The organism is Janthinobacterium sp. TPC_1 (assembly GCF_056037845.1).
This window is the reverse complement of sequence record NZ_CP195157.1, coordinates 652,806-672,692: the sequence shown is the minus strand read 5'-3', so window position 1 is coordinate 672,692 and position 19,887 is coordinate 652,806. Positions and strand designations below refer to the sequence as shown.

General features: G+C 61.8%; 15 protein-coding genes and 6 pseudogenes. 10 read left to right on the top strand and 11 right to left on the bottom strand.

Features of this window, described 5'->3' with window-relative positions; translation table 11 throughout:
• Positions 1–4: 4 nt before the first annotated feature.
• Both ACQVLG_RS03305 and ACQVLG_RS03300 read right to left on the bottom strand, forming a co-directional pair.
• Positions 5–292, bottom strand: a complete 288-nt coding sequence (locus tag ACQVLG_RS03305) for a hypothetical protein (protein ID WP_474292831.1) — start codon at positions 290–292, stop codon at positions 5–7.
• Positions 293–312: 20 nt separating this feature from the next.
• Complete coding sequence (locus ACQVLG_RS03300; RefSeq protein WP_474292830.1) at positions 313–1,143, bottom strand: hypothetical protein; 831 nt, start codon at positions 1,141–1,143, stop codon at positions 313–315.
• A 256-nt stretch (positions 1,144–1,399) separates the two neighbouring features.
• Between ACQVLG_RS03300 and ACQVLG_RS03295 the strand changes: the two genes are divergently transcribed.
• Positions 1,400–1,933 carry a YggT family protein gene (locus ACQVLG_RS03295; RefSeq protein WP_227742044.1) on the top strand — a complete coding sequence of 178 codons (534 nt, stop codon included), beginning with the start codon at positions 1,400–1,402 and terminating at the stop codon, positions 1,931–1,933.
• Positions 1,934–2,047: 114 nt separating this feature from the next.
• On the opposite strand, the pseudogene ACQVLG_RS03290 reads toward ACQVLG_RS03295, so the two are convergent.
• The 8 genes and pseudogenes from ACQVLG_RS03290 to ACQVLG_RS03255 form a co-directional block, all read right to left on the bottom strand.
• Positions 2,048–2,991: pseudogene (locus tag ACQVLG_RS03290) on the bottom strand (carbohydrate kinase family protein).
• Between the two features lie 11 nt (positions 2,992–3,002).
• A complete protein-coding gene (locus ACQVLG_RS03285) occupies positions 3,003–4,259 on the bottom strand; it encodes a DUF3426 domain-containing protein (protein ID WP_474292829.1) in 1,257 nt (418 codons plus the stop codon).
• 8 nt (positions 4,260–4,267) lie between these two features.
• The gene (gene prmA, locus ACQVLG_RS03280) at positions 4,268–5,212 is read right to left on the bottom strand and encodes a 50S ribosomal protein L11 methyltransferase (protein WP_474292828.1); all 945 of its coding nucleotides are present in this window, start codon (positions 5,210–5,212) and stop codon (positions 4,268–4,270) included.
• Positions 5,209–6,624 carry an acetyl-CoA carboxylase biotin carboxylase subunit gene (accC, locus tag ACQVLG_RS03275; protein ID WP_230538888.1) on the bottom strand — a complete coding sequence of 472 codons (1,416 nt, stop codon included), beginning with the start codon at positions 6,622–6,624 and terminating at the stop codon, positions 5,209–5,211. Before accC ends, prmA begins: the two co-directional genes overlap by 4 nt.
• Positions 6,625–6,725: 101 nt before the next feature.
• Positions 6,726–7,190: an acetyl-CoA carboxylase biotin carboxyl carrier protein gene (accB, locus tag ACQVLG_RS03270; protein ID WP_474292827.1), complete on the bottom strand. Its 465-nt coding sequence runs from the start codon at positions 7,188–7,190 to the stop codon at positions 6,726–6,728.
• Between the two features lie 91 nt (positions 7,191–7,281).
• A complete protein-coding gene (aroQ, locus tag ACQVLG_RS03265) occupies positions 7,282–7,719 on the bottom strand; it encodes a type II 3-dehydroquinate dehydratase (RefSeq protein ID WP_034746628.1) in 438 nt (145 codons plus the stop codon).
• 82 nt (positions 7,720–7,801) lie between these two features.
• A complete protein-coding gene (locus ACQVLG_RS03260) occupies positions 7,802–8,356 on the bottom strand; it encodes a TlpA family protein disulfide reductase (RefSeq protein ID WP_474292826.1) in 555 nt (184 codons plus the stop codon).
• 19 nt (positions 8,357–8,375) lie between these two features.
• Positions 8,376–9,014 (bottom strand): hypothetical protein, encoded by a 639-nt coding sequence (locus ACQVLG_RS03255; RefSeq protein WP_474292825.1) that lies wholly within the window; start codon positions 9,012–9,014, stop codon positions 8,376–8,378.
• 115 nt (positions 9,015–9,129) lie between these two features.
• Between ACQVLG_RS03255 and mpl the strand changes: the two are divergent.
• The 9 genes and pseudogenes from mpl (at position 9,130) to ACQVLG_RS03210 (ending at position 18,534) form a co-directional block, all read left to right on the top strand.
• Positions 9,130–10,504: pseudogene (gene mpl / locus ACQVLG_RS03250) on the top strand (UDP-N-acetylmuramate:L-alanyl-gamma-D-glutamyl-meso-diaminopimelate ligase).
• Positions 10,501–11,085, top strand: coding sequence for a YqiA/YcfP family alpha/beta fold hydrolase (locus ACQVLG_RS03245; RefSeq protein WP_474292824.1), 585 nt, complete (start codon positions 10,501–10,503; stop codon positions 11,083–11,085). Before mpl ends, ACQVLG_RS03245 begins: the two are co-directional and overlap by 4 nt.
• Positions 11,082–11,697 (top strand): annotated as a pseudogene (locus ACQVLG_RS03240) (chorismate--pyruvate lyase family protein). The gene ACQVLG_RS03245 and the pseudogene ACQVLG_RS03240 overlap by 4 nt, the downstream one beginning before the upstream one ends.
• 2 nt (positions 11,698–11,699) lie before the next feature.
• A pseudogene (locus ACQVLG_RS03235) lies at positions 11,700–13,788 on the top strand (ribonuclease catalytic domain-containing protein).
• A 136-nt stretch (positions 13,789–13,924) separates the two neighbouring features.
• On the top strand, positions 13,925–14,782 hold the full coding sequence (locus ACQVLG_RS03230; protein WP_474292823.1) for an energy transducer TonB family protein: 858 nt from the start codon (positions 13,925–13,927) through the stop codon (positions 14,780–14,782).
• An 11-nt stretch (positions 14,783–14,793) separates the two neighbouring features.
• Positions 14,794–15,621 (top strand): shikimate dehydrogenase, encoded by an 828-nt coding sequence (gene aroE / locus ACQVLG_RS03225; protein WP_230538882.1) that lies wholly within the window; start codon positions 14,794–14,796, stop codon positions 15,619–15,621.
• Positions 15,603–16,343, top strand: a complete 741-nt coding sequence (gene mtgA / locus ACQVLG_RS03220; RefSeq protein WP_474295519.1) for a monofunctional biosynthetic peptidoglycan transglycosylase — start codon at positions 15,603–15,605, stop codon at positions 16,341–16,343. Before aroE ends, mtgA begins: the two co-directional genes overlap by 19 nt.
• A gap of 222 nt (positions 16,344–16,565) precedes the next feature.
• Positions 16,566–17,532 (top strand): annotated as a pseudogene (gene corA / locus ACQVLG_RS03215) (magnesium/cobalt transporter CorA).
• 285 nt (positions 17,533–17,817) lie between these two features.
• Entirely contained in the window at positions 17,818–18,534 is a 717-nt protein-coding gene (locus ACQVLG_RS03210; protein WP_474292822.1) for an HAD family hydrolase, read from the top strand.
• Positions 18,535–18,539: 5 nt separating this feature from the next.
• Here the strand turns inward: ACQVLG_RS03210 and hemL are convergent.
• Positions 18,540–19,831: pseudogene (gene hemL, locus ACQVLG_RS03205) on the bottom strand (glutamate-1-semialdehyde 2,1-aminomutase).
• Positions 19,832–19,887: the final 56 nt, after the last annotated feature.

Sequence of the window (19,887 nt, the reverse complement as noted above, 5' to 3'; positions counted from 1 at the left end):
CATCTCAGATGAAGGAGAGACAAATGGCAACAGCCGCTAAGAAATCAGAAGTAAAGAAACCAGCCGCCAAGGCTGCTCCTGCCGCGAAGAAGCCGGCAGCCGCAGCGAAGACGGTTGTCGCTAAACCAGCTGCCAAAGCCGCAGCGAAACCAGCAGCAAAACCAGCCGCCAAAGCCGCAGCCAAGCCTGCAGCAAAAGTGGCTGCCAAGCCAGTAGCGAAAGCCGCAGCGAAACCAGCGGCCAAGGCAGCAGCAAAACCGGCAGCCAAGCCGGCAGCTAAGCCGGCAGCCAAGGCAGCCGCCAAGCCGGCAGCTAAGCCGGCAGCCAAGGCAGCCGCCAAGCCGGCAGCGAAAGTGGCAGCGAAACCTGTCGCCAAGGCAGCCGCCAAGCCAGCGGCGAAAAAAGCCGTTGCCAAGCCGGCGGCAAAAGCCGCAGCGAAACCTGCCGCCAAGGCAGCCGCCAAGCCAGCAGTGAAAAAAGCCGCAGCGAAACCTGCAGCCAAGGCAGCAGCCAAGCCAGCAGCGAAAAAAGTCGTCGCCAAGGCAGCCGCCAAGCCAGCCGCCAAAGCAGCCGCAAAGCCAGCAGCCAAAGCTGCAGCCAAGCCAGCAGCCAAGGTAGCAGCGAAGCCGGTAGCGAAAAAAGCCGCAGCGAAACCTGCAGCCAAGGCAGCAGCCAAGCCGGCCGCCAAAGCGGCAGCCAAGCCAGCAGCGAAAAAAGTCGTCGCCAAGGCAGCAGCGAAGCCGCCGGCCGCCAAAGCAGCAGCCAAGCCAGCAGCAAAAGCTGCAGCGAAGCCAGCGGCCAAGGTAGCAGCGAAGCCAGCAGCCAAGGTAGCAGCGAAGCCAGCAGCCAAGGCCGCAGCCAAGCCAGCGGCCAAGGTGGCAGCGAAGCCGGCAGCCAAGCCAGCAGCCAAGGTAGCCGCCAAGCCGGCAGCCAAAGCAGCAGCGAAACCTGCTGCCAAAGTTGCAGCGAAGCCAGCAGCGAAAGTGGCAGCCAAGCCAGCGGCCAAGGTAGCAGCGAAGCCGGCAGCAAAAGCTGCAGCCAAGCCAGCGGCCAAGCCGGCAGCGAAAGCAGCAGCGAAACCTGCCGCCAAGCCAGCCGCCGCGCCAGTCGTGGCAGCAGCGCCGGCAGCAGCTCCAGCGGCACCAGCCGCCGTGGCCGCCAAGCCAGCCGCCAAGAAGGCCGCGCCTAAAAAAGCCGCACCGAAGAAGGCAGCGCCTGTCGCCAAGCCATCGGCGCCTATCGCACCTGTAGCAAAAACCGTGTTGGCACCGGCTGCAGCCTGGCCATTCCCAACCAGCACCCGCCCATCGTAATTCCTGCGATACGGGTGCCTGGATGAGGCAACACGCCGCTGTGTGACTCAATCACACAGCGGTTTTTTTTTTTTTGAGAATTAGTCGTGCTGATCGTTATCCTTACATTGATCGTTGATACCATCGCCACCTTGCTGGGCGGCGTGTTGCTGCTGCGCTTCTGGATGCAGGCGGTGCGCGTGCGGCCGCCCTCGTCGGTGGCGCAGTTCACGTTTCAATTGTCCGACTGGCTGGTGCGCCCCCTGCGCCGCGTGGTGCCGGGCGTGGGCGGGTATGACTGGGCCAGCCTGATCGGCGCCTTCCTGATCGTGCTGCTGGCCAGCTCGGTGCTGTTTATTTCCGGGGCTCCCGTCGAGGTGGTGCTGCTCAAGTCGCTGCAACGCTTCCTGCAATGGATACTCTACGGTTTCATGGCCTTGCTGATCATCGAAGCCATCTTCAGCTGGGTCAACCCGCATGCGCCGCTGGCGCCGTTCGTACGGGCCCTGAACGAGCCGCTGCTGCGTCCGATCCGCAAGGTGGTGCCGCTGGTGGGCAGTCTGGATTTGTCGCTGCTGGTGGCGTTGATCCTGCTGCAGATCGCGCAGGTGCTGGTGGGGATGATTATTGTGCTGCGATGATGGTGATGTGAGGGCTAGGTCGGCTTAGCGTAGCGTAAGCCGACATCCCCACTTGCCATGCCAGCGATGTTGTCGGATTACGCGCGGTTTTACCGCGCTAACCCGACCTACATATTAATAGCGGTAACCGAACGCCGCTTCGAACTGCTCGGCAATGCTCTCTGGCGTAAACACGTGGTTTTGTTTTGCGCACCTTGGGTGGCGATCTTGATGGCGCCCAGCAGGCTGGCCAGGCGGCCGCTGGTTTCCCAGCCCAGGTCGTTGGTGATGCCGAACAGCAAGCCGGCACGGTAGGCGTCGCCGCAGCCGGTCGGATCCAGCACTTCCTTGGCGGTCACGACAGGAATGTCGATGCGCTTGCCGTCCGTATAGATTTCCGAACCCTTTTCACCGCGCGTGACGATCAGCGCTTCCAGGCGGCTGGCGATGTCCGGCAGGGTCAAGCCCGTGCGTTCCATCAACATTTCCATCTCATAATCGTTGGCCGACACATACGTGGCTTTGTTGATGAAGTCGATCAACTGTTCGCCATTGAAACGTGGTAACTGCTGGCCCGGGTCAAACATGAAGGGGATGCCCAGTTCGGCCAGGTCGGCAGCGTGCTTGAGCATGCCCTGGTCGCCGTCCGGCGAAATGATGGCGACCTTGGCCGGGCCGGCATTGGCGATGGGGTTTTCATGCGCGAACGACATGGCGCCAGGGTGGAAGGCATTGATCTGGTTATTGTCCGCATCGGCCGTGACGAAGCACTGCGCGTTGTAGCTGTCGGCCTTGATCAGGATGTTGGCGGTGGAAATGCCCAGCTTTTGCAGGCGTTCCAGATAGGCGGCGCTATCTTGCCCCATCACGCCGACGATGCGCGGGTCACCGCCCAGCATTTTCAGACTGTAGGCGATGTTACCCGAGCAGCCGCCAAACTCCGTGCGCATGGTAGGTACGAGGAAGGAGACGTTCACCTTGTGCAACTGGTCGGCCAGCAGGGATTCGCCGAAGCGGCCGGGGAATTGCATGATGGTGTCGGTGGCAAGCGAGCCGCAGATCAGCGATGTTTTGGTCATGATAGTGTCTGTTAGGGGTAAAAGATGGCGATATGATAGCCAGACGCCGTGAGCTGGTCTAATGCAAAGTACAGTTTGATGGTTTGTTCCGAACGCGGCGCAAAACCCTGGCGCACGTCGATAGCGGCTGGCAGGTAGTCGCGCGGCGCGATGACGCGGCGCAAGACCGGCTTGTCGTTGGCGTCGTTGAGGGTCAGTTCGATGCTGGGCCAGGCTTGCACGCTGCGGCTCTGGTTGCGCAGCAGCGACACATATGAAAAGGTCTGTTCCTTCAAGGTCTGCAGCTCGCCCTGCTCGATGGACAGCGCCTCGATCTGCGCCGGCAAGTCGACCTGGCAGCCGCTGAGCTTGCACAGCGCGACCAGGGTCGGCTTCCATTGCGGAAATTGTGCCGCCAGCGGATTGCGGAAGGTGGTCATTACTTGTAGGAATAACAAAAGTAGCAGCACCACGGAGCCGGCGGCCATGGCCACGCGCAAGGCTTTGCCGCTCTGTTCGCGGCGCCGGCCCTGGGTGACGAAGGCCGGTTCCTCGTCGGCCGGCGGCAGGACGGATTCTTCCTGCTCTTCGGCTGGCGCCGGTGCAACGGGGGCGGCGGGCAGCGCTTCGAACGAGTGGTCTGCCAGCGTGGGTTCCCGGCGCGCGGTCGCAGGCTTGTCCAGGCTGACTTTTTCGGCCGCAGGCAGCACCGGTGCGGCGCCAGCTTCCAGATTCGGTTCGCGGCGGCTATCGCGCAAATACGTGGCGAAGGCGGGCGCGTCATCCACCTGGCGGCGCTTGAAGGGCGCCATCGGATGGGGCAACGGTGGTTCTGGCGGTTCTGGCAGTGTTTCTGCCGGTGTTGCTTCAGGTTCAGGTATGTCGAGCGGTGCGGCGGCCGGCACGTCGGCCAGCGCCTCGTCGGGCAAGACCACGTCGAGGTCCAGCTCGATGTGTTCGCCATCGTCTGCGTCATCCTTGAGCTGCGCCGTTTCCGGCAAGATGCCGAACGGGTCGAACGAGGTGTCGAAGTCGAGGGAATAAATGGGTTCGTCGTCCATGGCGGACGCCAGACTGTTGTCGGCTAGGTAACTGGCCGACGGCGGGGCGGCCGTGCCGGGGGCGGATGTTAAAAACGGCGATGCCGCGGCTGGATCGACCAGCGCGGCATTGCCGTCAAATACTTCCCTGCACGTGCCACAGCGCACGATGCCCCCACGTAACTTCAACTGGTCAGCAGCGACCCGAAATATCGTGTTGCAATGGGGGCATTTGGTGGCGAGGGCCATTGCTGTGCTTATGCACCTTCCGCGCGAGGCGCAGGCGCTTGCGTGGTGCCCAGGCGGCCATGCAGGGCTACCCAGCCATCTTGCTCGGCCCACACACCCAGCTGGATGAAGGGCGCGTAGGCAGCAGCCACTTCTTCCGCCTGGCGTGCCAGCACGCCGGACAGGATCAGGGCGCCGCCGTCGGCAACGCGGCCCGACAGCATCGGCGCCATCAGTTTCAACGGGCTCGACAGGATATTCGCAACGACGATGTCAAACTTGGCCGTGGCGTGTGCCGAAGTGGCAAACGTGTCTGGCAAGAAATATTCGATGTCGCACTGGTTGCGCTCGGCATTGTCGCGCGCCGATTCGATCGCTTGCGGGTCGATATCGACGCCAGCCACCGTTTGCGCGCCGAGTTTCTTGGCAACCATGGCCAGGATGCCGGAACCGCAACCGTAGTCGAGCACGGTCTTGCCTGGGGCCGGATGGGCTTCCAGCCATTCCATGCATAAACGCGTGGTCGGATGGCTGCCCGTGCCGAAGGCCAGGCCCGGGTCCAGTTCCAGGATCAGGCCGCTTGGGTCCGGTGCCTCGTGCCAGCTGGGCACGACCCAGATGTTCTTGCCGATGTGAATCGGTGCGAATTGCGACTGGGTCAGGCGCACCCAGTCCTGCTCTTCCACGGGGCGCACGGTAAAGGCGGGCGCTTCCGCCATGCCCACCGCTTGCGCGGCAGCGGCCACGATGGCGGCCTGGTCGGCGTCGACGTCCGTCAGCGCCACCACGCGGCTGCGTTCCCACGCCGCTTCCTTCGGTTCCATGCCCGGCTCGCCAAACAGCGGCTGCTCGGCTTCCGTGCCTTCGTCGGCGTCTTCCACCGACACCGACAGGGCGCCCGCTTCCATCAGCGCGTCGGACATGGCCTCGGCGTTGTCGCGGGCGATTTCAATGACGATTTCCGTCCAGCTCATGCGCCCGCCTTGATTTCGGATTTCTTGGCGATGCTGGGGCTGCCGCTATTGAGGTTCTTGCCCAGGTCCGGCATGTCGGCCAGCTTCTGTTCCAGATAGTGAATGTTGGTGCCGCCTTCGATGAAGCGCGCATCGATCATCAGCTCGCGGTGCAGGGCGATATTCGTGTTGATCCCTTCGACCACCATTTCGGACAGGGCGATCTGCATGCGGCGGATCGCTTGCTCGCGCGTGGCGCCGTAAGCGATCACTTTGCCGATCATCGAGTCGTAGTGCGGTGGCACGTAGTAGCCGGCATAGGCATGCGAGTCGACGCGGATGCCAGGGCCGCCCGGTGCATGCCAGGAGACGATCTTGCCTGGCGATGGCGTGAACTTGAACGGGTCTTCCGCATTGATGCGGCACTCGACGGCGTGGCCCGACAGCAAGACGTCGCGCTGGCGGAAACGCAGTTTTTCGCCGGCGGCGATGCGGATCTGTTCTTGCACGATGTCGATGCCGGTGATCATCTCGGTGACGGGATGCTCCACCTGCACGCGGGTATTCATTTCAATGAAATAAAACTCGCCGTTTTCGTACAGGAATTCAAACGTGCCGGCGCCGCGGTAGCCGATCTTGCGGCACGCTTCAGCGCAACGGTCGCCGATTTTCTCGATAAGTTTGCGCGGGATGCCCGGCGCTGGTGCTTCTTCGATCACTTTCTGGTGGCGGCGCTGCATGGAGCAGTCGCGCTCGCCCAGCCAGACGGCGTTCTTGTGTTCGTCGGCGAGGATCTGGATTTCCACGTGGCGCGGATTTTCCAGATACTTCTCCATGTACACTTCAGGGTTGCCGAATGCGGTGCCCGCTTCCGTCTTGGTCATCGCCACGGCGTTGATCAGGGCCGCTTCCGTGTGCACCACGCGCATGCCGCGTCCGCCACCGCCGCCGGCGGCCTTGATGATGACCGGGTAGCCGATCTTGCGGGCAATTTGCACGATCGCTTTCGGATCGTCCGGCAACGCGCCTTCCGAGCCCGGTACGCACGGTACGCCAGCCTTGATCATGGTTTGCTTGGCCGATACTTTATCGCCCATCAAACGGATCGATTCGGAACGGGGGCCGATGAAGACGAAGCCCGATTTCTCGACGCGTTCGGCAAAGTCGGCATTTTCCGACAAGAAGCCATAGCCTGGGTGAATCGCTTGCGCATCCGTCACTTCAGCGGCGCTGATAATGGCGGGCATGTTCAGGTAGCTCAGGGTCGACTGTGCCGGGCCGATACAAACGGATTCGTCGGCCAGCTTGACGTATTTCGCGTCCTTGTCGGCTTCGGAGTGGACTACAACCGTTTTAATGCCCATTTCGCGGCAGGCGCGCTGAATACGGAGGGCAATTTCACCACGGTTGGCAATCAGGATTTTTTCAAACATGGTAGGTTCGCGTATGTCTGTGAGAGCCGGCGAGCCGGCGAAACAACAAGTGTGAGGGGCTAAAACTGCAAACGGCCGTTGCCGGCCGTGTGGACTGGGTTTTAGCCGATCACAAACAAGGGTTGACCGAATTCGACCGGTTGGCCGTTTTCGACCAGGATCTGGGTCACGACACCGGCTTTATCGGAGTCGATTTCATTCAGGAGCTTCATCGCTTCGATGATGCACAGGGTATCACCTTCCTTGACGGTCGAGCCCACTTCAACATAAGCGGCGCTGCCAGGAGCGGAGGAACGGTAGAAGGTGCCGACCATCGGCGACTTGACCACATAGCCCGTTGGCTCGGCGGCGACCACGACGGCAGGTGCCGCAGCGGGGGCGGCGGCTGGCGCGGCTGGCTGGTATTGGGCGGGCATGCCTTGCGGCTGCATCATGACCATCTGGTTTTGCGGCATGGCCGACGATTTGACGATGCGAACCTTGCTTTCGCCTTCGGTAACTTCCAGCTCTGCGATATCCGATTCGGCGACCAGGTCGATCAAGGTCTTGAGTTTTCGTAGATCCATGTAAAACCCCTAGGAATGTAGTTTGTTTTATGAGTGATGCGGTGATGTCCAAGAACCTATCGCCGCGCTAAATGCGTGCAGATCGCGTAGATTAACGTTTTTTAAGCGCAAAGTCGATGGCAAACCGATATCCATCGATACCTAGCCCGCAGATCGTCCCCTGCGCGATCGCGCTGAGAAATGAGTGATGTCGAAACGTTTCGCGTTGATAAATATTCGAGATATGGACTTCCACGAACGGAATGGCGACCCCGGCCAGCGCATCGCGCAAGGCAACGCTGGTATGGGTCAGGCCGCCCGGATTGATGACGATGGCATCGATCCCTTCCGCTCGCGCGGCATGGATACGGTCGATCAGCGCGCCTTCGTGGTTGCTTTGAAAGCAGACCAGGTCGGCACCGGCCGCCATGGCTTGCGCCATTGCTGCCTGCTCGATATCGGCCAAGGTGCTGGCGCCGTAGACCTCAGGCTCGCGCGTTCCCAGCAAATTCAGGTTGGGACCGTTGAGCAGAAGGAGGTTTTTTGCCATGTATGGAAGACCGTTTTAGCGAAAGTTCCGCATTTTGCCGCCAAAGATACGCATTGGCAAGAGAAAAAAGCACGCTCCGAATTTACAATTTATCCAGATCGGCGCGCAACTGATCAAATTTCAAGCGGCCCAGATAGGTCTTTTTGACTTCGCCATCGGCGCCGATCAGCACCGTAAAGGGCAAACCGCCCGTGGCATTGCCAAAATGACGCGACAGATCGGTACCGCTCATGCCGGACACGTACACGGGATAGGCGATCTTGACCTTGCTGGCAAAAGTGGCAATATTGCTGGCCGAATCGATGCCGATGCCGATCACCTGCAGGTTTTTCGCCCCGTAGTGGCCTTGTACTTCGGATAACTCCGGCATTTCTTCCACGCAAGGCGGGCACCACGGCGCCCAGAAATTGACCAGCAAATTCTTGTCTTTCCATTGCGACAAGGCTTGCGTGGCGCCCGCCGCGTCCGGCAGGGACAGCGCATACAGTTCATTCACCGGCCCCGTCGCGCCTGGCGCGATGACGGTCGTCTGCGGTCCCGCTGCTTTCGCTTTTTCCTTGCTCAAACCGACGTAGGCGCCCATGCCGCCAAACATCAGCGCGACGATGGCGCAGGCGATCCAATTCTTTTTTGTCATAACTTTATCTATATCAATGTTAGTCGGCCGCCGGCACGCCATCGGCGAGGCTGGCGGCCAGCAGGCTGCGCAGCCCGGCGATATCGGTGCGCAGCACCTTGCCGTCGGCCTTGGCTTTCAGCGCGCCGCGCATATCGTCGAGCTCATACATGGCTGCGTGCACGCCTTCATTTTTCCACAGGAAACTGGCTGTCTCGACCGCATCATAACGCGCTCCCTTGAAATGCGGGCTTTCCGACATGTCGAGCACGACATTTTTATTCAGCAGGAAGATGTGGATTTCCTTGGCGCTCTCGGCAAACAGTTGCAGATAGATCTCGTCATGGGGGCCGGCCGTGCCGTTGAGCACGGGGCCGCTGAGCAGGGGATGAAATTGTTGCAACGCTTCCATGACCTGCAGCGCAATCGTGCGCAGCTGGAACAATCGTGCCGGCTGGCTGTCGGCCAGGAACAGGGCATTGTATTGCCGCACCTGTTCCTCGATCATCTCGTTGTCGGGAAGTATATTCGGCAGGTTCGGCGCGTCGCCCAGGACTTGCCGCGCCGCCTTGCGCTTGGCGCTGCCATAGTCGGCGCCATCCTGCGCCACGAGGCGCGCGGCAGCGGCGGCGATTTCCAGGCGCAACTGCGCGCTATCGTCAAATGCATCGTTCGTCATGAGCGAGATGATACTCCGAAGCGGAAAAAGTCATGGCGTCAGGTAAAATCCTGCACTTGCTGTTTTTTATCTCACCGCCTTACTTACTTAAGCGTGCACCTTTCGCACTGATCACATGCATATTCATATTCTCGGCATTTGCGGTACCTTCATGGGCGGCCTGGCTGTCCTGGCCAAGGAAGCCGGCCATAAAGTCACCGGTTGCGATGCCAATGTCTATCCGCCGATGAGCACCCAGCTGGAATCGCAGGGAATCGAACTGATTCAAGGCTTTGATCCGGAACAAACCAAGTTGAACCCGGATTTGTATGTGATTGGCAATGTGGTCTCGCGCGGCAACCCGCTGGTGGAAGAAATCCTCAACCGCAGCCTGCCGTACGTGTCCGGCCCGCAGTGGATCGGCGAACACATCTTGCGCAATCGGTGGGTGCTGGCCGTGGCCGGGACGCATGGCAAGACGACAACATCAGCCATGCTGGCCTGGATACTCGAAGACGCGGGCTACGCGCCGGGCTTCCTGATCGGCGGCGTGCCGATGAACTTTGGCATTTCGGCTCGCCTCAGCGGCAAGATCGACGGCAAGAGCGCCGAGTCCGACCTTCGTCATCGAAGCCGATGAATACGATACGGCCTTCTTCGACAAGCGCAGCAAGTTCGTGCATTACCACGCGAAGACGGCCGTCATGAATAACCTGGAATACGATCACGCCGACATCTTCCCCGATCTGCACGCGATTGAGACGCAATTCCACCACCTGGTGCGCACCGTGCCCGGTATCGGCCGCCTCGTGTACAACGGCGACGAGGCGTCGCTGCAGCGCGTGCTGGCGCGTGGTTGCTGGAGTGAACAGGAAAGTTTTGGTCAAGATGCCAACTGGCAACTGCAAGAGCAGGCCGACGGCAGCTTCGACGTGTATTTCAATGGCCAGCAGGAAGGCCACGTGGCGTGGGCGCTCACGGGCAAGCACAACCGCAGCAATGCGCTGGCCGCCATCGCCGCCGCGCGCCACGTGGGCGTGCCCATTGCCCAGGCGTGCGCGTCGCTGGCCACCTTCGAGAGCGTCAAGCGCCGCATGGAAGTGCGCGGCATGGTCAACAACATTACCGTGTACGACGATTTCGCGCATCACCCGACGGCCATTGCCACCACCGTGGGCGGCTTGCGCCAGAAGATTGGCAACAGCGGCCGCATCCTGGCCGTGCTGGAACCGCGTTCGAACACCATGAAGCTGGGCGCCATGAAAGATGCGCTGCCGGGCAGCCTGAAGGATGCCGACCTGGTCTTCGGTTTCGGCAGCCATGCCGCGCTGGGCTGGAGCCTGGGCGACGCGCTGGCACCGCTGGGCAAGATTGCCAGCGCCTACGAAGACATCGATACCCTGGTGGCCGCCGTGGCCGCCAGCGCCCGTCCCGGCGACCAGATCGTGGTCATGAGCAACGGCGGCTTTGGCGGCGTGCACCAGAAATTGCTGGAGGCGCTAGCTCGATGATTCTGTACCTGCATGGATTCCGCTCGTCGCCCCTGTCGATGAAGTCGCGCCTGCTGGCCGCGCAGATGCAGGCGCTGGGCCGCGAGGCAGAGTGGCTATGCCCGCAATTGCCAGCCTCGCCCAAGCTGGCCATCGAACTGGCCTTGTCCTTGGTCAAGGACGTGGCGCCGGCCGACCTGACCATCATCGGCTCCTCACTGGGCGGCTATTACGCCACCTGGCTGGCCGAGTGGCTCGGCTGCCGCGCCGTGCTGCTCAATCCTGCGATTGTTCCCCTGATTGACCTGGAGCAACATGTGGGCGTGACGACGGAGTTCCATTCTGACAAGCCATTCGAGTTCAAGCGCGAATACATCGATGAGCTGCGCACGTTTGCCGTAAAGAAAATTACTGAGCCGCAACGCTATTTCCTGATTGCCGCCACCGGCGATGAAGTGCTCGACTACCGCGACATGGTGGCGCATTATCAGGGGGCGCAGCAGTGCGTCATCGACGGCAGCGACCATGGCATCAGCGAATTTGCCGCCTACCTGGCGCCCGTGCTGGCATTTTGCGGCATCCCGACGGACGCGGCCCAGTGAGGCCGGGTTCGCTGCGGCAGGCGCAATGGCATGCGCACGTCAACGCCGTCAATGCGCCGCCGGCCTTGCGCCACTGGCTGACGGGTGGCGGTTCGCTGACGGCCAAGCTGAAAGCGCATAGTCAGGCGTTCCGCGTGCAATGTTTGCATCAGGAAACGGCACGCTGCTTGAGCGACGAGGCCGCGGTCATTGGTTTGCACCGCGCGGGGCGGGTATGGGAACGCGAAGTGCTGTTGCGTTGTGATAACAGACCGGCCGTGTTTGGCCATACCGTCGTGCCCATGCAGGCGACGGCCACGGACTGGCCCCTGTTTTCCGCGCTGGGCGAGCGCTCGCTGGGCACGACCCTGTTTGGCGACCGCATGGTGCGTCGCGGTGAACTGGAATTTGCCCGCTTGCGCGCCGGGCACCCGCTGGTGCAGCGGGCGCAGGCGGCGCTGGCATTGGAAGGGCGGCGCTTTGACGCCAAGTCGCTGTTTTTTGCCCGCCGTTGCCTGTATCAGCGTCACCAGGGGCTTGCTGCTGGTAACAGAAGTATTTTTGCCGGCGGTGCTGGAGTTGACGTCCGTCACTCGCACCGTTGCAACCGACACATTAATAAATAAAGCATAACAATGAATCTATTTTTTGAAGAATCCGGCGATTTCAAGGTCGGCACGGTCCTGTCGCAAGCGGGTGAAGCGTACCAGGTCGAAATGGCCAGCGGCAAGCGCACCAAGGTCAAGGTCAAGGACGTGCTGCTGCAATATGAAAAGCCGGCCCCGGCCGAGCTGCTGGAACAAGCCAAGGCCGTTGCTGCCGAGATCGATCTCGATTTCCTGTGGGAAGTGGCGGGCGAAGACGAGTTCGGCTTTGCCGAGCTGGGCGCCGAGTATTTCGGCCATGCTCCATTGCCGCCGGAAGCGGCCGGCCTGATCCTGGCCCTGCATTCGGCGCCCGTGTATTTCTACAAGAAGGGCCGTGGCCGCTATAAGGCGGCGCCGGAAGCGTCCTTGAAGGCGGCCCTGGCCGGCATCGAAAAGAAAAAGCAGCAGGCGCTGGTGCAGGCAGGCTATGTGGAAGAGCTGAAACAGAACCGTTTGCCTGCCTCGATGCAGCCCATGGTGCTGCAACTGCTGTTCAAGCCGGACAAGAACACCATCGAATACAAGGCGCTGGAAGCGGCGTGCACGGAATTGCACACGACGCCGCCGCGTTTGATGCTGGCGGTCGGCGGCATTGCTTCGCCGAAAGATTTGCACCTGTCGAAGTTTCTTTTCGAGAATTTCCCCAAAGGCGCCGGTTTCCCCAACGTGCCCGTGCCCGCCGTGACGGCCAAGCTGCCGCTGGCCGACGTGGCCGCCTTCTCGATCGACGACGTGACCACGACCGAGATCGACGATGCCTTCTCCGTGCAACCGTTGCCGGATGGCACCGTGAAAGTGGGCATTCACATCGCCGCGCCGGGCCTGGGCATCCGCCCGGAAGACGTGATCGACAAGATGGCGCGCCAGCGCATGTCCACCGTCTACATGCCGGGCGACAAGATCACCATGCTGCCCGACGAAATCGTGAATGCGTTCACGCTCGCGGAAGGCACGACGTGCCCGGCCCTGTCGCTGTATGCCACGCTGGACCCGAAAGCGGACTGGGCCGTTGTCAGCACGCAGACGCGCGCCGAGCTGGTGCCGATCGCCAGCAATTTGCGCCATAACCAGCTCGACGACGTGGTCAACGAAGAAACCCTGGCCAGCGGCGAGGGAGAATACCCGCACAAGGCCGATTTCGCTGTGCTGTGGCAATGGGCGCAGCAGCTGGAACAGGGCCGCATGAAGAAGCGCGAAGCGTTTGGTCTGAAGCCGGAACAGAACAACCGCGTTGATTTCAACTTCTATGTAGAAAACGACATCGTCACCGTGGCGCGCCGCAAGCGCGGTGCGCCGCTGGACAAGATCGTCGCTGAATTGATGATTTTCGCCAACAGTACCTGGGGCAAGATGCTGCACGACCATGGCGTGCCCGGCATCTACCGCAGCCAGGGCGGCGGCAGCGGCAATAGCTGGGCGGCAAAGATGCAGGTGCGCATGGTCACCCATGCGGCGCCGCACCAGGGTCTTGGCGTGGATCAATACGCGTGGAGCACTTCGCCCCTGCGCCGCTACACGGACCTGGTGAACCAGTGGCAAATCATCGCCTGCGCCGAGCATGGCGTGACGGCGCCGCTGGTGGCACCGTTCAAGCCGCGCGACGCGAATCTGTTCGCCATCGTTTCGGCATTCGACGCCGCGTATGCCGCGTATGGCGATTTCCAGTCGAACATGGAACGCTACTGGTGCTTGCGCTGGCTGCACCAGGAAAACGCGCGCCAGGTCGATGCCGTGGTGCTGAAAGACGAAATCCTGCGCCTGGTCGACATTCCGCTGGTCATCAAGCTGCCGGGCATGCCATCGGTGGCGCGCGGTGCGCAGGTCAAGCTGGATCTCTTGCGCTGGGATGAAGTCGACCTGAGCATCGAAGCGCGCCTGCTGGAAATCGCCGCCGTGCCCCGACGCGGCGGCCGGTGCCGAGCTGGACTACGAGGAAGAATCGGGCGACGAAGGCGCGGAAGAGGGCGAAGTGGCGCCGGAAACCTCGCCGGAAGCGGCGAACCAGGTCAGCGACGCCGATGCGGAAGTGGCGGAACTGGCCAGCGAAGACGTGGTCAGCGAACCCGAGGTCAAGTAAGGCCGCGGGGCGGCGTGAAAAACGGGACTAAAACTGTTTTCCGCGCCGCCCTTTGACGTAGAATTCAGCCATCTTGTATCTTGTGTTGTAAGGAACTGGGTTGCGCGTGAAGTCTTTCCGAGAGAATCGTTTTCTGATGATTGCCGTGGCGGTATCGCTGCTGGCGCATGGCGCCTTGCTGGCGATGCATTTTGTCGCCCCGGCCCCGCAGCGGGCCGTGGCCACGGATCCCGGCCTGGAAGTGATACTGGTCAACACCAAGCATGCGAACAAGCCGCTGAAGGCCGATGCCCTGGCGCAAGCCAACCTCGATGGCGGTGGCCAGGCCGACAAGGGCCGCGCCAAGTCGCCCTTGCCCGACATGCGCAAGGTGGAAGAGGGCGACAGCGTCAAGGCCAGCGCCCGGCGCATCGCCGAGCTGGAGCAGAAGCAGCAGGAATTGCTGACGCAGGCGGCCAGGGCGACGCCCTACAGCGCCGCGCCCGTTACGGAAAAGGACAAACCGAATCCCCTCGCTTCCGGTTCGGACTTGATGGAAAGCAGCAAGGCCATCGCGCGCATGGCGGCCGAGATCAGCCAGACCGTGGAAGACCAGAATAAACGTCCGCGCAAGACTTTTATTACGCCCAGCACGCAGGAGGTCGGCTATGCCATGTATTACAAGACCCTGCAAAAGCGCATCGAGGAAATCGGCACCCTGAATTTCCCGCAAAAGAATGGCCGCAAGATGTATGGCGAGCTGGTCGTGTACATCCCCATCTTCCAGGACGGCACGATTTACCAGAAAGAGGGCGGCGCCCGCGTGGAAAAAAGCTCGGGCAATCCCGCGCTGGATGCGGCGGCCCTGGCCATCGTGCGCCGCGCGGCGCCGTTCGGCCGATTCCCACCGAATATGTTGTCGAGCGACAAAGATGACCTGTGGGTCGTCATCACCCGTTTCAAATTTACCCGCGAAGAAAAAATGGAAGCTAACCTGACTGGCGGCAGCAATTGAACAAGCAAGAGATGAATCCTGATCAATATTGCGTCTTCGGCAATCCCATCGCCCACAGCAAGTCCCCCCTGATCCACGCCGCGTTTGCCCAGCAGACGGGCGAGCCCATCGTCTATGAGCGCCGGCTGGCGCCGCTCGACGGTTTTGCCCTGGCGGCCCGCACGTTTTCCGCCGAGGGTGGCAAGGGCGCGAACGTGACGGTGCCTTTCAAGCTCGACGCGTGCGCGCTGGCCACCGTCCTGACACCGCGGGCCAGGGCCGCCGGCGCCGTCAATACCCTGCGTTTTGATGGAGACACCATTCTTGGCGACAATACCGATGGCGCGGGCCTGGTGGCCGACATCATGCGCAACGCGGGCGTGGCCATCGCCGGCAAGCGCGTCCTGCTGCTGGGCGCGGGCGGGGCGGCGCGCGGCGTCGTGCTGCCCTTGCTGGAACAGGGACCGCAGGAAGTTTTTATTGCCAACCGTACCGTGGCCACGGCCGAGGCACTGGTGGCGCAGTTTGCCGATGCGCTGAGTCACCCGGAGCAGCTGCGCGCCGGCGGCTTCACGCAGCCCGATGGCGTTTTCGATATCGTCATCAATGCCACCTCAGCCAGCCTGGCGGGCGACTTGCCGCCCGTGCCGCCGGGTATCTTCGGCAGCCACACGCTGGCGCTGGACATGATGTATGGCGCCCAGCCCACCGTCTTCATGGACTTTGCTGCCCAGCACGGCGCGCAGGTGCGCGACGGCCTGGGCATGCTGGTGGAGCAGGCAGCCGAAGCGTTTTACGTGTGGCGCGGCGTGCGGCCGCAGACGCAAGACTTGCTGGCGCAATTGCGCGGTGCCCTGTGAGCGGCGGCAAGAAGGGGGCCCGCAAGAGCGGCAGCCGCTACGGCTGGATCAAGTGGCTGTTCATCGTGCCCGTGCTGGCCTTTATCGTCGTGCAGCTGTATTTTTTCCTGCAAATCTGGTGGTGGGTCGACCATAACCCGTCCAGCACGGCTTTCATGCGCGAACAGTTGTCTGTCTTGCAGGAAAAGAATCCGAATGCCACGATCAAGCAGACGTGGGTGCCGTACAACCGCATCTCGAACAACCTGAAACGGGCCATCATCGCCTCGGAAGACGCGAATTTTTCCGAGCACGAAGGCGTGGACTGGGAAGCCTTGCAAAAGGCATATGAAAAGAACAGCAAGAAGCAGAAAGTCGTGGCGGGCGGCTCCACCATCACCCAGCAGTTGGCGAAGAACCTGTTCCTGTCCGGTTCGCGCAGCTATGTGCGCAAGGGCCAGGAACTGATCATCACGTATATGCTGGAAAACCTGATGGAAAAGCAGCGCATTTTCGAGATTTATCTGAACGTGGTGGAATTTGGCACGGGCACCTTTGGCGCCGAAGCGGCCGCGCGCCACTATTACAAGGTCAGCGCGGCGGGCCTGAGCGCGGGACAGGCGGCGAAACTGGCCGTGATGCTGCCGAATCCCCGCTTTTACGACCGCCACCGCGATACGGGTTACCTGAACCGGCGCACGGGCGTCATCCTGCGCCGCATGGGAGCGGCGGAACTGCCTTGATGGCAACGGGCTTTCTTTGCATAACATTAAAGCTGTTTGATTGGCACTATTGCGGCGCAGCATCTTAATCGGCCCCGGTTGGTGCAACGCCGCACTTTTTCCGTGAAAAAGCCGTGCCGGGGGTGGTCGTGAAAAGGCCTTTGCGGGTACACTTGCGCTGTTTTCATTTTTGGCGCCAGCGCCAGTACATCACGATAACCCAACATCCGGCTGAGAGCGCGCATGATCAATGTCTTTGTATTACAGAATGGCCGGCTCAACCAGGGTGCCGATCGACAGCCGCGCAGACCTCGAAAATGCCGAACCGGTGTGGGTCGACCTGACCGACCCCACCGATGATGAACGGGCCTGGGTCAAGGCCATCTACAACGTCACCCTGCCGGGCGAAGACGAAGTCAAGGATATTGAAGCGTCGGCCCGCTATTACGAAGCGGAAAACGGCGACTTGCACCTGCGCACGGATTTCCTGCGCGAAGAAGACGACGGCCCGTCGCGCGTCATCACGGTAGCCTTCATCCTGGCCCGCAAGATTTTGTTTTCCATGCATACGGACGACTTGCCCGTGTTCCGCCTGGTGCGCATGCGCGCCCGCTCGCGGCCAGGCTCGATTGCCGACTACATGGACGTGCTGCTCGACCTGTACGCCACCGATGCCGAATATTCGGCCGACGTGCTCGAAGGCATCTACCAGAACCTGGAAGAAGTCAGCACGCGCGTGCTGCAAAAGGAATTTACCGATGCGCACGCGGCCGAAGCGCTGAACGCCATTGCCCACGAGGAAGATTTGAATGGCCGTATCCGCCGCAACATGATGGATACGCGCCGCGCCGTGAGTTTCCTGATGCGCGGCCGCTTGCTCAATTCCGAGCAGTTCGAGGAAGCGCGGCAGATCTTGCGCGACATCGAATCGCTGGATGGTCACACGTCTTTCCTGTTTGATAAGATCAACTTCCTGATGGATGCCACCGTCGGTTTCATCAACATCAACCAGAACAAGATCATCAAGATCTTCTCGGTGGCCAGCGTGGCCTTCCTGCCGCCCACCCTGATCGCCAGCGTGTACGGCATGAACTTCAAGCTGATGCCGGAGCTGGAATGGTCATTCGGCTATCCATGGGCCTGGGGCCTGATGATCACCAGCGCCATCGCGCCCTTCCTGTATTTCCGCCACCGCGGCTGGCTGAAATAAACGGTCTCGCCGGGGCGCTCCTGCGTCCCGGTTTCAAGGCGAGCGCAGCAATTTCAAAAATCAGCGATAATCATTGGTATTGCGTGGTATTGAATTGGTATTTGCGCTTAGGCGCTTGCCTGGCGCCCGATTCTTTTCCCCGTAGTCTGCCTTTTGCAGAATAGTATCGTCATTCAGACGTTTTCTGCGTGGCAGCGTCCGCCTGTTCCACCTATGATCGTTGCGATGCCAGCCTTGCCGGCTGGCCGCCGCATTTCCTGCCACCGTTGTTCTTCTGGAGAATCCATGCCTGATACCGCTACCGCCCCACCGCGCTTTACCCATTTGATCAGCGACTGCGATGGCGTACTGATCGACAGCGAAGCCGTGGCCCTGCAAGCGCTGCTGGAATTGCTGGGGCCGCGCCTGCCGAACCTGCCCGAGGGCGTCACCGTGCAAGGCTTGATCGAGCCGCGCCTGGGGCAGCGACTGGTGCCGCTGATGCAGGATATCTACAAGGAACTGGGCTTGCCGCAATTGCCGGCTGACGAGATCATGGCCATTGGCAACGCCGTCGATGCGGCTTGCGACGCGCAATTGCGCGCCGTGCCCGGCGTGGCGCAGGCGCTGGCCGCCATTCCGCTGCCCAAGGCCGTGGCCTCGAACAGCGTCAGCGCGCGCGTGCTGTCGGCGCTTGAGCGCACTGGCATGGCGCCGCTATTCGACAAGCGCGTGTTTACGCCGGATCTGGTGGGCCACGCCAAGCCGCATCCGGGCGTCTACCTGGCGGCAGCAAGCGCGTTTGGCGTGCCGCCAAGCCAGTGCCTGGTGCTGGAAGACAGCGTCACGGGCGTGACGGCCGCCGTGGCGGCGGGCATGACGGTATTGGGATTCATCGGCGGCGGGCATATCGCCGCCGGCCAGGAAGATAGGTTGAAAGCGGCCGGCGCGCATGTCGTGTTCAACGACATGGCCAGTTTGCCGGCGCTGGTGGCCGCGGTGATGGACACCGCGGCAGTGTAAAACGTTTAAGCGAGGGTGGCGAACACCTTGCGCGCGGCAGCGATGGTGGCGTCGATGACGGCATCGTCGTGCTGCGCCGAGACGAAGCCCGCCTCGAAAGCGGCTGGCGCGAAGTACACGCCTTCGTCCAGCATGGCGTGGAAGAAGGCGTTGAACTTGCTGCGGTCGCCCGCCATCATTTCCGCGTAGCTGGTCGGCGGCGTTGCGCTGAAGTAGATGCCGAACATGCCGCCGATGTAGTCGGCGCAGAAGACCACGCCCGCCTCCTTGGCGGCGGCGGTCAAGCCTTCGGCCAGGCGCTTGGCCGTGGCGCCCAGCTGCTCATAGAAGCCGGGCTGCTGGATCAGTTTCAAGGTGGCCATGCCGGCCGCCACGGCGACCGGGTTGCCCGACAAGGTGCCGGCCTGGTAGACGGCGCCCAGCGGCGCCATATGGTGCATCAGCGCCGCGCTGCCGCCGAAGGCCGCCACCGGCATGCCGCCGCCGATCACCTTGCCCAGCGCGGTGAGGTCGGGCTGGATGCCGTACAGCGCCTGCGCGCCGCCTAGGGCCACGCGCAAGCCGCACATGACTTCATCGAAAATGAGCAGGGCGCCGTGTTGCGTGCACAGCTCGCGCATCGCCTGCAGGAATGCCGGCGTGGCTTTCACCAGGTTCATGTTGCCGGCCACCGGTTCGACGATGACGCAGGCGATTTCCGCGCCGAAGCTGTCGAAGGCGTCCTTCAGCTGCTCCACATTGTTATAGTCGAGCACCAGGGTGTGCTTCACGAAATCTTCCGGCACGCCGGCCGAGGTCGGGTTGCCGAAGGTGAGCAGGCCGCTGCCCGCTTTCACCAGCAGCGAATCGGCGTGGCCGTGGTAGCAGCCTTCGAACTTGACGATTTTGTCGCGTCCCGTGGCGCCGCGCGCCAGGCGCAGGGCGCTCATGGTCGCTTCCGTGCCCGACGACACCAGGCGCACCTGCTCGATCGACGGCACCAGGCGCGTGATTTCCTCGGCCATCAGCACTTCGCCTTCGGTCGGCGCGCCGAACGACAGGCCCAGCGCGGCCGCATCCTGCACCGCTTTTTCACCACTTCCGGGTGGGCGTGGCCGACGATGGCCGGGCCCCAGGAGCCGATGTAGTCGATATAGCGCTTGCCGTCCGCATCCCAGAAATACGGGCCTTCGGCGCGCGTGATGAAGCGCGGCGTGCCGCCCACTGAGCGGAAGGCGCGCACGGGCGAATTGACGCCGCCTGGCGTGGTTTTTTGTGCGCGGGCAAACAGGATGTCGTTCTGGGAAGTCGTCGTCATGATAATCGTGCCTTGAAAGTGGATCGTTGTCTGTGTCGTCTGTGTTTGTCTGGACG